At 43.8% G+C, this 17,414-nt stretch carries 8 protein-coding genes; all 8 read left to right on the top strand.

Annotation, left to right across the window (positions count from 1 at the left end; translation table 11 throughout):
• Position 1: 1 nt before the first annotated feature.
• Positions 2–1,978 (top strand): glycoside hydrolase family 97 protein, encoded by a 1,977-nt coding sequence (locus tag BSCG_RS09940; RefSeq protein WP_032849597.1) that lies wholly within the window; start codon positions 2–4, stop codon positions 1,976–1,978.
• A gap of 134 nt (positions 1,979–2,112) precedes the next feature.
• Positions 2,113–4,584, top strand: coding sequence for a TIM-barrel domain-containing protein (locus BSCG_RS09945; RefSeq protein ID WP_008776493.1), 2,472 nt, complete (start codon positions 2,113–2,115; stop codon positions 4,582–4,584).
• A 36-nt stretch (positions 4,585–4,620) separates the two neighbouring features.
• Complete coding sequence (locus BSCG_RS09950; RefSeq protein ID WP_008776492.1) at positions 4,621–5,952, top strand: glycoside hydrolase family 43 protein; 1,332 nt, start codon at positions 4,621–4,623, stop codon at positions 5,950–5,952.
• Positions 5,953–6,168: 216 nt separating this feature from the next.
• A complete protein-coding gene (locus tag BSCG_RS09955; protein ID WP_008776491.1) occupies positions 6,169–7,902 on the top strand; it encodes a glycoside hydrolase family 43 protein in 1,734 nt (577 codons plus the stop codon).
• 119 nt (positions 7,903–8,021) lie between these two features.
• Positions 8,022–11,165: a SusC/RagA family TonB-linked outer membrane protein gene (locus BSCG_RS09960; RefSeq protein WP_004309630.1), complete on the top strand. Its 3,144-nt coding sequence runs from the start codon at positions 8,022–8,024 to the stop codon at positions 11,163–11,165.
• A 14-nt stretch (positions 11,166–11,179) separates the two neighbouring features.
• A complete protein-coding gene (locus BSCG_RS09965; protein ID WP_004309631.1) occupies positions 11,180–13,081 on the top strand; it encodes a RagB/SusD family nutrient uptake outer membrane protein in 1,902 nt (633 codons plus the stop codon).
• A gap of 31 nt (positions 13,082–13,112) precedes the next feature.
• Positions 13,113–15,923: a SusC/RagA family TonB-linked outer membrane protein gene (locus tag BSCG_RS09970; RefSeq protein WP_004309632.1), complete on the top strand. Its 2,811-nt coding sequence runs from the start codon at positions 13,113–13,115 to the stop codon at positions 15,921–15,923.
• Positions 15,924–15,967: 44 nt separating this feature from the next.
• The coding region (locus tag BSCG_RS09975; RefSeq protein ID WP_008776488.1) for a RagB/SusD family nutrient uptake outer membrane protein at positions 15,968–17,414 on the top strand (1,447 nt) is incomplete at its 3' end.

The raw sequence follows: 17,414 nt of genomic DNA, 5'->3' as shown, positions 1-17,414 counted from the left end.
TATGTCAGTAGAAAAGAATCTAAAAAGTAGAAATATGATGAAGTTTTTTATAGTAATGGCTATGCTATTGGGTAGTAGTATTGTAAGTGCAGAAGATAAACAGATAGCAAGTCCTGATGGAAAGTTGGTAGTAACAGTCGCAGATATGGATGGAAGACCCTCTTATTCTGTTAGTTATGACAATGTTCTTTTTTTGAAGCCATCTCCATTGGGAATTATTGCAAATATAGGAGATTTTTCATCGGGGATGTCGCTGGAGAAGAATGTTTCAACCAATAAAATAGATGAAACATACGAGTTGGCTTCTATTAAAAAGAGCAAGGTACATTATGTGGCGAATGAAGCTGTATTTTCGTTTACGCAACAAGGGAAAACAATTTATGATGTTATATTCCGCATAAGTAATAACGATGTTGCTTTTAAATATAAGATGTATCCGCAAGGTGAGACACTAAGTTGCGTGGTTAAGCAAGAAGTCACAGGATTTGTGTTTCCTGACGGAACCACCACTTTCCTTTGTCCGCAAAGTAAACCGATGGGAGGATTTGCCCGTACTTCTCCAAGTTATGAGACGTCTTATACGGCAGATGATGTCGCAGGCAAAAATGGCTGGGGAGAAGGATACACATTTCCCTGTCTGTTCCGTAATGGAGATAACGGTTGGGTGCTTGTTTCCGAAACGGGAGTAAATGGTGGATATTGTGCGAGCCGTCTGTTGGGACACAAAGAAGGGGTGTATACCATTGGATTTCCGCAAGAAGGTGAAGCAAATGGGAATGGTACGGTTTCTCCAGGGATAGCATTACCGGGCGAGACGCCTTGGCGTACTATTACTGTGGGCAAGACTTTGGCTCCAATAGTGGAGACAACGGTTCCTTTTGATGTTGTAAAACCGCTTTATCCGGCAAAAGGAGAGTATACGTATGGACGGGGTTCATGGAGCTGGATTATCGGTATGGATGGAAGTACTAATTATAAAGAGCAACTCCGGTATATTGATTTTTCGGCAGCAATGGGGTATCAATCTGTGTTAGTGGATGCCTTGTGGGATAAACAAATAGGACGTGATAAAATTGAAGAATTGGCTAAATATGGGAAGGACAAAGGGGTAGCTCTTTATTTGTGGTATAATTCGAATGGGTATTGGAATGATGCTCCGCAAACTCCGAGAGGTATTATGGATAATGCGATAGCCAGACGTAAGGAGATGAAATGGATGCAAAGCATTGGTATTCGTGGAATAAAAGTTGACTTTTTCGGAGGTGACAAGCAAATGACTATGCAGTTGTATGAGGATATCTTGTCGGATGCAAACGAGTACGGTCTTTTAGTTATTTTCCATGGATGTACTTTGCCTCGTGGCTGGGAACGTATGTATCCTAACTTCGCATCGAGTGAGGCTGTATTGGCTAGTGAAAATCTTCATTTCTCTCAAGGCAGTTGTGATAATGAGGCCTTTAATGCTACCTTGCACCCGTTTATTCGTAATACTGTGGGTAGCATGGATTTTGGAGGTAGTGCATTGAACAAATATTATAATGCGGATAATGCTCCACGGGGAAGCCGGCGGGTGACATCAGATGTCTACGCACTGGCTACGGCGGTGCTATTTCAGAGTCCGGTACAGCATTTCGCTTTGGCACCGAATAACCTGACCGATGCTCCTGCATGGGCTATTGATTTTATGAAAGAGGTTCCAACGACTTGGGATGAGGTACGTTTCATTGACGGTTATCCTGGTAAATACGTTATTCTTGCCCGTCGTCATGGAGACAAATGGTATATTGCCGGAGTAAATGCGCAGAAGGAAACACTGCAACTTAAAGTTAATTTGCCGATGTTCTCTAATGGAGAAAAGGTGAGACTTTTTAGTGATGATAAGGTATTGCAGGGCGGTGTGAAACAAATAGGAATAGGAAAGAAACAAGAATTGCAACTATCTATTCCTTGCAATGGCGGAATTTTGATTGTTAAATAGTTTGCTGTGAAGAGGATATGGAAGCATATCTTTGATATTTATGTTTCGCAAAAGATAGATTTATAACAGTGTTGTTTATGAAAAAAGAGCATAGGTCAGAAAGTTTTGGTGTGGTATGGTTAATAATATTGTTGATGGCTTTAGCGAATACTTTCACAGCTTTTGCACAGGTTAAGCAGGCTACTGTTCTTGTAAATGGTATTTCTTGTGATTTGGAACAAGGCATATTAAAAGTAGAGTTTGTGACTCCGGATGTGGTAAGAGTTCAATATACGGGGGAAAATACGTTTATAGGAAACGGAACGGATGTTTGTTTGCCACGTGCAGTTGATAATCCTGTTCGTTGGGTATATACCCCAAATCCGGATTGTTATTTATTAAAATCGGATAGCTTGATAGTCAGAGTTGATTTAAGTACTGCTTCTATCACTTATTTGGATAAAGAGGGGGGATTATTATTGCAGGAAGATCAAAATATACCTCGAATCAGTGAAAAGAGAGTGACGAAGCAAGTCATATATGATGAACATTCAAAACATATAGAGAAAACTGCGGATGGTGATAAAGAAATAAAAAATGTTTTGCGTTATGATACCATAGGGCACACCTGGAAATATAGGATCAATTTTAAATGGCAACCGTTGGAAGCTTTATATGGGTGGGGATCTCACATGGAAGACTATATGAATTTGCGTGGTAAGGAACTTTATCTGTGCCAGCATAATTTGAAAGCTATGGTACCGGTGCTAAATTCAACAGCCGGTTATGGATTACTGTTTGATGCGGGATGTGCCATGATGTTTAAGGATAACTCGGAAGGGAGTTTTGTCGAACTTGAGGCAGCTAAACAGATTGATTATTACTTTATGAAAGGTAAGACAATGGATGCTGTGGTTGCTAATTATCGTATGTTGACAGGCAATTCTCCAATGATGCCTCTCTATCTTTTTGGATATATTCAATCTAAAGAACGCTATGTCAGTTCCGATGATTTAATTAATACCTTAAAAGAGTATCGCCAAAGGCAAATTCCGATCGATATGATTGTACAGGATTGGAACTATTGGCCGGAAGGCCAATGGGGGAATATGAGTATGAATCCTAAATTCTATCCTGACAAAAGAAAACTGGCAGATGAAATTCATTCTCTGCATGCTAAATTAATGATATCAATATGGCCGAATGCCATGAACTGTCCTCAACATGAGGAATTTAAACGAAAGGGATGGTTGTTAAGCGGCACCTCTGTCTATGATGCTTTTAATCCGTTGGCAAGAAAATTATACTGGAACTATGCGAATAATGAGTTTTTTGATAACGGTTTTGATGCCTGGTGGTGTGACGCTTCAGAACCATTAGATGCTGATTGGACTTTTATGAAGGATGGTTATGGAGCGGATAATCATCGGCAACGTTGGGAGTTAAACACGAATTTGCAGAATAGTGTATTGGGGGCAGAGCGAAGCCAGTTGTATTCATTATATCATGCGAAGGGAATTTATGAGAACCAACGTTCTACAAATGAAGATAAGCGTGTTGTAAATCTTACCCGTTCTAGTTACGCAGGTCAACAACGTTATTCTACAATAACGTGGAACGGTGATACTTATGCAACTTGGCAATCTTTTGCTCAAATGATTCCTGCCGGGTTAAATTTTATGGCTACAGGCTGCCCTTATTGGACAGTCGATATTGGGGCCTTTTTTACAAAAAATGGACCTCAATGGTTTTGGAAAGGCGACTATGATAAAGGAGTGGCTGATATGGCTTATCGGGAATTATACACTCGTATGTTTCAATATGGAGCGTTCTTGCCGGTGTTTCGAAGTCATGGTTCCGATACTCCTCGTGAAGTATGGCGTTTTGGTAAACCGGGTGAGCCTTTTTATGATAGTTTGATTAAAGTGATTCATTTAAGGTATCGCTTACTTCCTTATATCTATTCTTTAGCAGGCAAGGTTCACCGTGAAAATTATACAATGACCAGAACACTTGCGTTTGACTTTGCCAAGGATATGCAGGTCGCTGATTTAAAAGATGAATTTATGTTTGGACCAGCTCTATTGGTTGCTCCTGTCACCAATCCTATGTATTATTCGGTGGATTCCCATCCTTTGGAAAATGTAGATAAGGTGCGTCGTGTGTATTTGCCGGATGGAGCCGATTGGATTGACTTTTGGACCGGAAAAAAATATAAGGGCGGACAATGGATTGTCGCTGAAGCAACGATAAATAAAATTCCTCTATTGGTGCGTCAAGGATCTATCATTCCAATGGGGCCGGTTATGCAATATACCTCGGAAAAAACAGATGCAGAGTGGGAGATACGGGTTTATCCGGGAGCCGATTCTTCATTTACGGTCTATGAAGATGAAGGCGACAATTACAATTATGAGAAGGGGGACTCTTCAAGTTTTGAAATAATTTGGAATGATAAAAATAACACATTGACAATCTCTGACCGGAAAGGTGGATATTCCGGTATGACTGTATCTCGCAAACTGAAGTTGGTAAAAGTTGATAGAAAGTCGGGAATAGATGTGACAGAAAGTATCAATGGAAAGACCATAGAGTATAGAGGAAAACAGCTGAAAATAAAAATGTAAAGTAGTAGAATCTAAAACCATTTAAAATAAAAGAATATGAGAAACTTTAAATTTTTAGGCGTGTCGTTTTTGTTGGCAATGACTGTCGCTACTTTAGGAGTGGCACAAAATCCTATTATCCAGACAAAATATACCGCTGATCCGGCTCCGATGGTATATAATGATACCGTTTTCCTTTATACAACTCATGATGAGGATGATGCCGAAGGATTCAAAATGTTGGACTGGTTACTTTATACTTCCACCGATATGGTGAATTGGACCGATCACGGAGCGGTCGCTTCTCTGAAGAGTTTTGATTGGGTGAAACGTGATAATGGTGCCTGGGCAGAACAGGTCATCGAACGTAATGGCAAGTTTTACATGTATTGCCCGATTCACGGTAATGGTATTGGCGTATTGATATCCGACTCTCCTTACGGTCCTTTTAAAGACCCTTTGAATAAACCATTAGTTTGGCAAAAAGAGCATTGGGATGATATTGACCCTACCGTATTTATTGATGATGACGGACAAGCGTATATGTATTGGGGCAATCCGAATGTTTATTATGTGAAACTGAATGAGGATATGGTTTCATATTCGGGGGAAATTGTACAAGTGGAAAATAAACCGGAGCATTATCAGGAAGGACCGTGGGTGTATAAACGGAACGGGCATTATTACATGGCTTTCGCTTCAACTTGTTGCCCGGAAGGGATTGGCTATGCTATGAGCGACAAAGCTACCGGACCATGGAGTACAAAAGGATATATTATGCGTCCAACAGAGCGGAGTAGAGGAAATCATCCTGGAATTATCGATTATAAAGGTAGCTCTTATGTATTTGGCTTAAATTATGATTTGCTTCATTTGGAAACATTGGATCATAAGGAACGTCGTTCCACGTCTGTTGCAAAAATGCATTATAATCCGGATGGAACTATTCAGGAAGTTCCTTATTGGCAGGAGACGAAACTGGAACAGATTGAAAACTTTAATCCTTACCGTAGAGTGGAAGCTGAAACGATGGCTTGGGGATATGGTCTTAAAGCTGAAAATCATGAGAATGGTGGTTTGTATATAACCGATATCGATAATAATGAATATCTGTGTGTGCGTGGTGTCGACTTTGGCAAGAAAGGAGCAAAGAAATTCAGTGTAAGCGCAGCTTGTGTTGAAAAAGGCGGAATGATAGAAATTCGTCTGGATAGCACTGAAGGGCCGGTAATAGGTAGTGTCAGTATATCACCGACAGGAGGACTGGATATATATAAACAGATGTCATGCCGGATAAAGAATGCAAAGGGTGTACATGATCTTTATTTCTGCTTTAAAGGAGAGAAAGGAAACAAACTTTTCAATCTGGATTATTGGGAATTTGAATAGCTTTTATTCAAAAAAAATAAGATTGTAATGTGCTTATAATCAGTGTAATTGTTTGGGCGTGCTACAAGGGGAAAGATAGATGTAACATTGAAAATGAAGATGTTATTTAGGAAAAGAAGCCCGTAACATAATTATGTTTGTAGTTTTATGAACTGGCATATCTTTGCAGAAAAGATCAGTAATTCATATTTGATTATAAAGAAAATAAGAAGTATTATGAAGAATACACAGGTAATACAATTAATGTCAATCGTCCGGCTCTCCATATTTATGTTGGGGATAACAATGATGTCATGTAACTCAAAGAAAGAACAACAATTACCGGCTATTGGAAAATCTGTGGCTCTCTTTGATTATTTTTCTTATAAGGGAAATGATGATTTTTATATTTCCAATCCTCTGTCAGGTGAAGACTATTTCTATAATCCTATTTTGCCGGGATGGTATTCTGATCCTAATGTTTGTACAAATGGAGAAGGTGATTATTTCCTAGTAACATCTACATTCACTTATTTCCCCGGTGTTCCTATTTTTCACAGCAAAGACTTGGTGAATTGGAAACAGATAGGGCATGTGTTGAACCGTGCTTCGCAATTAGTGAATATGGAAGGACAGAAAGTGAGTGGCGGTATTTTTGCTCCGGCTATTTCTTATAATCCGTATAACAAGACATATTATATGGTAACAACCAATGTCGGAGCCGGAAATTTCTTTGTTAAGACGCAAGACCCGTTTGGTGAATGGTCGGAACCCGTCATGTTGCCGGAGGTCGGAGGTATTGATCCTTCTTTCTTTTTTGATGAAGATGGTAAGGCATATATTGTTAATAATGATGAGGCTCCGGATAATAAACCTGAATATAGCGGCCACCGTACTATACGCATACAAGAGTTTGATGTGAAAACAGATAAGACGATCGGTCCTCGTAAGATTCTTGTAAACAAAGGAGCTCAACCGGCAGACAAACCAATTTGGATAGAAGGTCCTCATTTATATAAAATAAATGGAAAGTATTTCTTGATGTCCGCCGAAGGTGGAACGGGTAACTGGCATTCGGAAGTGATTTTCCGTGGTGATTCTCCGATGGGTAAATTTCTTCCATGGAAAAACAATCCGATTCTGACGCAAAGACATTTGAATTCTGACCGTCCTAATTCGGTAACCTGTGCTGGTCATGCAGACTTGATTCAAACAAAAGAGGGAGATTGGTGGGCTGTTTTTCTGGCTTGTCGCCCTATTAATAATCAGTTTGAGAATTTGGGACGTGAAACATTTATGATGCCGGTGAAATGGAGTGAAGATGGATTCCCGTACATGACACAAGGAGATGATTTAGTACCTATGATTGTAAAACGTGAAGGTGCGAAACGCGATACGATAGTTACTTATGGTAACTTCGAGTTAATAGAGAACTTTGATTCTCCTGTACTTGATATGACTTGGATGACTTTGAGAGCTTCTGCTTCCGATTTATATTCATTGACGGAAACACCCGGATACCTGACCTTGAAGTGTGCAGATATTAGCTCTACGGAAAAGAAAACTCCGGCATTTGTCTGCCGTCGGTTACAACATCATAAATTTGAATGTGCTACCCGTATGTTGTTCAATCCTTCTAACGATAAGGAAACAGCCGGAATGTTATTGTTTAAAGATGAGGCGCATCAATATTTCTTCTGCTTGAATAAAGTGGGTGAGAATAAAAATATTTCTCTGAAACAAATCGGTGAAAAGGAACAGACATTGGCTTCAGATGAAATATACGCAGATACAAATGAGGTATATTTGAAATTAGTATCTCAAGGAATTGGTTACGACTTCTATTATTCTATTGATGGTGAAAAAAACTGGAAACTGCTTTGTAAAGATGTAGATTCCAGTTATCTCTCTACTACAACGGCTGGTGGATTTACCGGTACTACAATTGGATTATACGCTACTTGCAAATAATTATTTTTTTTATATAAATCTAATACTAGCAACTATGGGTGATATTTATAATGATAGCTAATGCAATTAAAAAAGAATGATGATTAGAAAACAATGTAGTTAATTAACATCTTAAACTAATGGTAATGAAAAATGTAACGAAGAAAATTCAAAAAATTCCTTACCTGTTTCTCCTTATGTTGTTTAGTTTTGTAACAGCATCAGCACAGAAAGGGATAACGGTGAGGGGAACGGTTCTTGACAGTAATGGTGAGACAATCATTGGAGCCTCAGTAACTTTAAAAGGTAATAGTTCAATAGGTACAATCACAGATATAGATGGCAATTTTGTATTGACTGTGCCCGGTGAGAAGTCTGTCCTTATTGTTTCGTATGTAGGAATGAAACCGCAGGAAGTAAAAGTGGTTTCTAAAGGTCTTATTAAAGTAACATTGGAAGATGACACCAAGCAACTGGAAGAAGTGGTTGTGGTGGGTTACGGACAACAAAAGAAAGCGTCTGTGGTAGGTGCTATTGCACAAACCACTGGTGAGACATTACAGCGTGCAGGTGGTGTGTCGAATGTGGGTGCGGCATTGACGGGTAATTTGCCGGGTGTGGTGACTTCTGCCTCTACTGGTATGCCGGGTGACGAAGACCCGAAAATTGTAATTCGTAGCGTTAGCTCGTGGAATAATAGCGAACCGCTTATCCTTGTGGACGGTATCGAACGTCCGATGAGCAGTGTGGACATGAGTTCTGTACAGTCTATATCTGTATTGAAGGATGCGTCGGCAACTGCTGTTTATGGTGTGAAGGGTGCCAATGGTGTCATTCTTGTAACCACTAAGCGCGGTAACGAAGGTCGGGCCAAGATTGACGTAAGTATGAACATGACGGCTAAAGTGGTTTCTGCTCTGCCGGGAAGAATGGAGTCGGCGGATGCGTTGTATGTGCGTAATCAGGCTGCCGAATATGAGTTAGGCTTGAATCCTGCTTCTTGGAATAAAATATTGCCGATGGAGACGATTGACAAATATCGCCATCCTGCTAATTTGGAAGAGGCCGAACGTTATCCGAACGTTGACTGGCAGAAAGAGCTTTTCAAAGATTATGCCATGTCATACAATCCGAGCATCAACCTGTCGGGTGGTACACGCCACGTCAAATATTTCGCTGCGGTAGACTTTCTGCATGAAGGTGACTTGTTCCGCGAATGGGACAATAACCGTGGTTATCAGGCAGGTTACGGATTCAACCGTATTAATGCACGTAGTAATTTGGACTTCAAGATTACCAAAACTACCGTATTGAAAGCCAATATTTTCGGTTCTTACGGTGTGAAGAAATCACCGTGGGGAGTTGCCGACGATTCATTTGGTGCCTCGCAGTTGTGGCAGGCTGCCTACAGTTCTCCGTCAGACGCTTTCTTGCCCCGTTATTCCGACGGTACGTGGGGATACTACAAGCCCAATTCGCAAGGTGCGCCGAACTCTGTGTTGAATCTCGCCAATGCAGGCTATGAAATGCTTACTACTACCCGCGTCAATACTGACTTTGTATTGGAACAGGATTTGAGTTTCCTCGTAAAAGGATTACGTGCAAGTGCCATGATTTCGTGGGACAACGTGTTTGTGGAAGCCGGTCGTGGTGTCAATGACTTGAATCACGGGACGCAGACCAAATGGATAGATCCGGAAACAGGCGAGGTGCATTATAGCAACGCGCAAACCGACTCTAAAACCGGACTCGATTTTCAGGAAGGTATCTTGTGGTCTACAGCAGGTGGTGCTGTGCGGGACTGGTCTACTCAACGCAATCTTTTTTATCAAGGACAATTGTCATGGAGCGGCAAGTTCGGTGACCACGATGTCAGCGCCATGGGAGTGTTCAACCGTACCGAACGAAGCACTGGTAGCGAATTCCCTCACTATCGTGAAGACTGGGCGTTCCGCGCCACTTATAGTTATGGCAACCGTTATTTCTTGGAATACAACGGTGCATACAACGGTTCCGAGAAGTTTAGTCCCGACTATCGTTTCGAGTTGTTTAACTCAGGTGCGTTGGGCTGGATGATAAGCGAAGAAAGATTCTTCAAGCCTCTCCGTAAGTGGGTAGATATGTTGAAAGTACGTTATTCTATCGGTGAGGTAGGTGACGATAATCTTGGTATTCGTTTTCTATATGCTACACAGTGGGCTTACGGAGGTAAGTCTTTCCACGGTTTGAACAATCGAACCGAGTCTCCTTACACTTGGTACAAGGAAGCTACGGTAGGTAATCCCGATGTACATTGGGAAACAGCTTTGAAGCAGAATATCGGTGTTGATTACGCTTTCTTCGATGGTTTGCTTGCCGGTAGTTTGGAATTTTTCTATGACAAGCGTTCGGACATTCTTGTAGCCGGCGACAAACGTGCCACTCCCGGTTATTTAGGAATTTCCGCCCCGGCTGCCAACTTAGGACGCGTGCGTACGAAAGGATACGAATTGGAACTTCGTGTAAATAAAACATTGAACAACGGTCTTCGTCTGTGGGGTAACTTCAATATGACTCATGCTGAAAACAAGATTCTCAAATACGATGACCCTGTGTTGCGTCCCGCATACCAGAAGTCGGAAGGATTTGCCATCGGACAAGACCACGCTCATCTTACGGCAGGATTTGCCAACACGTGGGACGAAGTATTCGCCATGCCTACACACAATACGATGAACGATCAGAAATTGCCCGGACAGTATATCACTATGGACTATAATGGTGATGGCGTGATAGATGCCAACGACAGCGCTCCTTACGGCTATACGGGTACTCCCGAAAATACGTACAACGCTACTATCGGATTCGATTACAAGGGATTCAGCTGCTTTGTACAGTTCTATGGAGTGACCAACGTCAACCGTTATGTGGGTTTTACTTCCTTGCACAATAACGTGAATACTGTATTCGACGAAGGAGTATTCTGGTCGAAAGATCGTTTTGATGCAGATGCTCCCATGCCTCGTATCAATTCTACTCCGAGTTATTATGAAGGTACTCGCTTCCATTACGACGGTTCGTTTATTCGTCTGAAGAATGCTGAAGTGGCTTACACTTTTACACAACCTTGGGTAAAGAAAATTGGATTGAACAGATTTAAAATATTCCTGAACGGAAACAACCTTTGGGTATGGTCGCGTATGCCGGATGACCGCGAATCGAACTTTGCAGGTACGGGATTGGCTTCGCAAGGTGCTTATCCTACTGTACGTCGTTTCAATCTGGGTATTAAATTTGACCTTTAAAACATCATCGAATTATGAAAAAATACATTATAAAATATGCTGTAATGGCTTGTTTGAGTCTCGGATTGACGGGTACGACTGCTTCGTGTACCGACTATCTGGACAAGGCACCCGAATCGGATGTCACTCCGGAAAATGCCTTTAAGGACTTCCACAATTTTCAGGGATTTGTAGAAGAGCTTTATGCTTGTATTCCCGACATGGCCAAACAATACTGGTCAAACTCTTGGAACTGGGGTGAAGACGAAGTGATTGGTGTAGACTGCAATTATCACATGGGCTATAAAGTGGACCAAGGCGACTTTTGGGGGTGGCAGGCTGAACACGACGGCTGGGGGGCCGGATTTATGGATTGCAAAACTCTGAATCTGGACTTTACTACTCCGAACGACGGATTCAGATGGAACCGCGACTTGTGGCCCGCTTCTTGGTACGGAATCCGTAAATGTAATACGGGATTAGCAAATCTGGACCTGCTTACCGATGCAACGCAGGAACAGAAGAACGCCATTGCCGGACAGCTTTATTTCTTCCGCGGGTGGTTTCATTTCATGCTGATACAATATTTCGGCGGATTGCCTTATATAGATAAGGTGTTGCCTCCCAACGAAACATTCAACGAGCCGCGACTCAGCTATCACGAATGTGCCGACAAGGCTGCCGATGATTTCCGGATGGCTGCCGATCTGCTGCCTATTGATTGGGACAAGACATCTATCAGCCCGAGCACGAAAGGATACAACCAACTGCGCATCAACAAAATCATGGCACTGGGCTATTTAGGTAAAAACTACTTGTGGGCAGGAAGTCCGTTGATGAACAAGGTGTCCACAGGAAGTGAATCCTACAATCAGGAATATTGCCGGAAGGCTGCCGAAGCGTTCGGGGAGTTGCTTACGCTGGTAGAGAACCGACAGACGCAATATAGCTTGGTGGACTTTGAGGACTATTCCGACCTCTTCTACACATACGGAAAGAATGCCCAAATGCCGGGTTCTACAGAAGCATTGTTCAGAGGATTGGTGGCAGATGGCTGGCAAAACTCAACTTTTGGTTTAGCTCTTCAGTTTGTGCCTGCCAGCTATAAGAAAGATAACAATCCGCAACTCTCGCCCACAGCCAACTATGTACACTATTACGGTATGGCAAATGGATTGCCGCTCGACGACCAGGAATCCAAGTGGGACAAGACTCATCCTTGGAAAGGACGCGACCCACGTTTCTATCATGATATTCGCTTCGACGGTTCGCCTATGGTATCTGATGCAAAAAAAGATTCGGAGGAGGTCGGTGACTTAGCCGTTGCATCCCTCTACACAGGCGGAAACGCCCGTGACGACCAGTTCGGAAGCCGTACCGGATTCCTGCTTGGCAAGTTTATTCCGGTGACAGCCAATAAATGGGATGATGGCTGGGGATGGAGTCCGCAGATGCATATCTATTGCAGCTATATGCGTCTGGCAGACATTTATCTGATGTATGCTGAAGCTGCGGCAAATGCTACCGGCTCGTCTACAGGAAAGTCAACCAACTGTACACTTACGGCACTGGCCGCAGTCAACACCATCCGCAAACGTGCGAGAGTAGAAGGTGTCAATGCCAAATATACCGGTTCAATCGATCTGTTCAACAGTGAGATTCGCCGCGAACGTGCGGTAGAACTTGCATACGAAGGACACCGTTTCACTGACTTGCGTCGCTGGTTGCTTATCGACAAGAAACCTTATACCGAAAAGACTGCTGTCGATTTCCAACGGGTAGGCGACCTTGCCGAGAACCCTCAGGAAACAGCTGTAAGCGGCTATACATATCGGGTAATCGTGACGCGTAATTTCACGGAGAAGCATTACTGGTTGCCTCTGAAATTGTCTGACGTGACCTTGTATCCGGAGTTCTATCAGAATCCGGGATGGTAAACAAGTGACTTATTAAACGAAATAGAATATCATGAAACAAATTCATAAAAATATAATTCTTAGCGCCGGACTATTGTTTGCTTCTGCCGGGCTGATGGCTCAGACGGATGTGGAGAAGACTGATACATTGGCTCAGAAAGTGAATGTGGCTTTCCGCACAGTGGACCGGGCGGATTTGATGGGTGGTGTCTCGTCCGTCAATGTAGAGGAACTGACTAATAAAAGTTATTCGCTGTACAGTCTCGACAATATGCAATCTTTAGTGGGAGGTTACAACGGACAATTATGGAACATGGGCGAAGCGTTGGTATTGGTAGACGGAGTCCCTCGTGAGGCAAACAACATTCGTCCTACCGAAATAGCCCAAATCACATTCCTCAAGGCAGCGCAAGCCGTGGTGCTTTACGGCAGCCGTGGTGCGAAGGGAGTCATTCTTATCACCACGAAGCGCGGATGCGATAAAGACTTGCGGGTGAGTGCGCGTGCCAATGCCGGTATCAATGTGCCTAAAAGCTATCCTAAATATCTGGCTTCTGCCGAATACATGACGTTGTATAACGAGGCGTTGCGTAACGACGGGTTGGATCCCGCTTTCTCGGATGAGCAGATTTACAACTATGCAAGCGGAAGTAACCCTTACCGTTATCCGAACATCAACTTCTTTTCCGATGACTATATTCGGAAGACAAGTCAGGACTATAACGGAGTGGCCGAGTTTTCGGGCGGCGGACGCTACGCCAACTTCTATACGAACATCGGTTACGAGAGTTCCAACGACTTGCTCAACTTCGGTGAAAGTAAGAACAACCGCAATTCGCGCCTGAATATCCGCGGTAATGTGGATTTGCGTATGAACGATTGGATCAGCGGTTGGGTAAATGCAAATGCTATCTTCTACGATTCCCGTCACGATAAGGCAGACTACTGGGCTAACTCGGCTACGTTACGTCCGACTGCTCCCGGTTCGGCGCCTCTTGTACCTTTCATTCCCATTGAGTTTGTCGATAAAAACGATGCTGCTTCGTGGACGTTGATCAATAATAGCAATTACCTTATTGACGGCAAATATCTATTGGGAGGTACGCAGTTGAACATGACTAATCCTTTTGCTGCCATGTATGCGTCCGGTTATCAGAAAGCTACTTCACGTCGTTTCCAGTTTGATGCGGGAATCAACCTCGATTTGTATAAAGTACTGAAAGGATTGTCATTCCGTACACAGTTCTCCGTAGACTACGGAACTTCTTACATCACTTCTATCGACGACGACTATGCAGTGTATGAAGCCTCTTGGAACAATGCTTTCGGAGGCGACCGTATTACTTCATTGACTAAGTACAATATGGACAAGCATACCGGTACGCAAAACGTATCGGGCAGTACGGCGTATCAGACCATTTATTTCTCTGCACAGTTCGGCTATCAGAACACTTTTGCCGACAATCATCATGTGAATGCATTGTTGTTGGCTCAAGGCAGCCAGCAGACCTATTCGGGTACCTACCATCGCACTAGCAATTCCAACTTGGGTTTGCAACTCGATTATAACTATGCCGGTAAGTATTACGCCGATTTCAGCATGGCAGCGGTTCATTCCGCCAAATTGCCCGAAGGCAACCGGATAGGGCTTTCGCCTTCGTTTACGTTGGGATGGCGTCTTTCCGAAGAGGGTTTCCTCAAAGATGCCGATTGGCTCGATAACCTGAAACTGATGGCAGGCTATAGTGTGCTCAATCAGGATTTGGATATCAGTGATTACTACATGTATGCTACCAAGTTTACACAGGCAGGTACGTGGTGGGGATGGAGCGAGGTAAACAACTCGATGCAGACCACCGACTTCCTGCAAGGTGGAAACCCCGACCTCGGCTACATCAAGCGTAAGGAATTTACGGTAGGATTGGACGCTTCTCTTTGGAAGGGATTGGTGAGACTCAATGCCAATTACTTCGTAACCAATACCGAAGGATTGCTGGCGCAGCCCCAAAATTATCCGTCTTATTTCCAGACTTATTATCCGAAGTCCGATATGCGTCCTTATATTAACATGAACAACCAACGTCGTACGGGTGTGGACTTGAGTGTAAATGTGGGCAAAAAGCACGGTGACTTTGAATGGAATGTGGGGCTTGTGGGTATGTACTACACCTCCAAGAACACCAAATGGGACGAGAATGTGAAATATGACTGGCTGAAAGCCGAAGGTGAGGCGATTGATGCTTTGCGCGGATATCAATGCATCGGATTCTTCAAAGACGCTGCCGATGTGGAAAGCTCGGCAAAGGTGAATGCTAATACCAAACCCGGTGATTTGAAGTATGTAGACCAAAACAACGACGGTGTCATCAATGAGCAAGACCAGGTGGTATTGGGCAAGTGGGGTGCTTCCTGGGTGATGGGTCTCAACCTGACTGCCAAGTACAAAGGCTTCACATTGTTTGTGGCAGGCACCGGATCGTTTGGTGGCAAAGGACTGAAGAATAATAGTTATATGCACGTGTATGGCGATCGCAAATATTCTGAAGTGGTTCGCGGACGCTGGACGGAAGAGACGGCAGATATCGCCACATACCCGCGTCTCACAACACAAGGTGGCGACCTGAACTTTGTGGCTTCCGACTTCTGGTTGTACGACACTTCACGTTTCGATTTGAACCGTGTTCAATTGTCTTACGACTTCCCGGCTGCTATGCTGAAAGGCAAACTTGTGAAAGGTTTACAAATCTATGCCAACGGAACAAGCCTGTTGACCTTGGCGAAGGAGCGTAAATATATGGAGATGAATGTAGGGACTTCTCCCCAATGCCGTTCGTACGCACTGGGTGTAAAGGTAGACTTTTGATGGGTCTCTCGTTGTAGAATATAAAAATATAGAATAAATAAGTCATGAAGAAAATTATAACAATATGTGCCTTTGCCGCTTGTCTGACCGGATGCGATGACTTGTTCGAACCGGCTATCGAGAACAACCTCGGACTGGAATATATGTACGAGAATTCGCAATATGCCGAAGGAATACTGGCAAATGCCTATACACGCATACCCTGCGCAGGCTATTCTTTCAACGACGTGGCTACCGATGACGCTGTGAGCAATGATGCGGAAAACAGCTGGCGTAAAATAGCCTCCGGCATGTGGACGGCAAACAACAATCCTGCCGACCGTTGGACTTCCTGCCGTTCCGCCATACAGTATATCAATCTTTTCCTTGCCAATGCCGACAAGGTGAAATGGGCGAAAGACGAAGTGGTGGCGCAGATGTTCTGCGACCGTGAGAAAGCGGAAGCCTATGGCTTGCGTGCCATGTATATGTATTACCTCCTCGAAGCCCATGCGGGCTATACCGAAGACGGTGTGTTGATGGGGGTGCCCATCCTGACCGAACCGGAAGCAGCCGGATCCAATTTCAATGTGCCCCGCAGCACATTTGTAGATTGCATGAAGGCGTTGAAAGAAGACGCCCGGTTGGCACTCGAAGGATTGCCTTGGGAATATGGTGACGCAGCGGAAATGCAACGCTTGTCTGCTAAATATGCAGGAGCAGACCAAGGCAAAGTCACCCGTGTGTTTGGCGCAAACTTTATCGGCCGTATGTCTGGAAAGGTGGTGGAAGCGTTTGTGTCAAAAGCGGATTTGCTTGCTGCCAGTCCGGCATATAGTGACCAGTCAGGCGTTGATTGGAAAACGGCTGCTGCTAGTGCTGCAAAGGTACTGAATCATATCGGAGGGGTAGACGGTATGGATCCTACCGGATGGACATGGTATTGCAATGTAGATGATATTGAAAAACTTAGCCCAACCGAATCACCTGCTGAAATTCTGTGGCGTGGTGAACGTGCCAAATCCCTCTCGCTCGAAGAAGATAACTTCCCGCCCACACTCTACGGTAACGGACGTATCAACCCAACTCAAAATCTGGTGGATGCATTCCCGATGCTGAACGGTTATCCGGTGTCTCATCTGTCCGGCGAATATGATGAAAATCTTCCGTATGCCAACCGTGACCCGCGCTTGGAAGCATACATTCTCTATAATGGTTGTAAGGCAGGCAATACGAATAAGGAAATCTTTACGGCAGCCGACGGAACTACCAATGATGCACTGAACAAGGTGGTAGGACGTTCTACCCGTACCGGATACTATCTGCGCAAACTGTTGCGTCAGGACATCAGCCTCGACCCGAATGCGAAAGCCGACCAGTATCATTACACACCGCGCATCCGCTATACCGAGATATTCTTGGCGTATGCCGAGGCGGCAAATCAGGCGTACGGTCCGCAAGATAAAGGAGGCAACGGCTATTCTGCTTATGATGTGGTGAAAAAGTTGCGCC

The organism is Bacteroides sp. 2_2_4, assembly GCF_000157055.1.
GTDB classification, from domain to species: domain Bacteria; phylum Bacteroidota; class Bacteroidia; order Bacteroidales; family Bacteroidaceae; genus Bacteroides; species Bacteroides ovatus.
The sequence above is the reverse complement of the archived record's forward strand: the minus strand, read 5'-3'. Positions and strand labels throughout refer to the sequence as shown.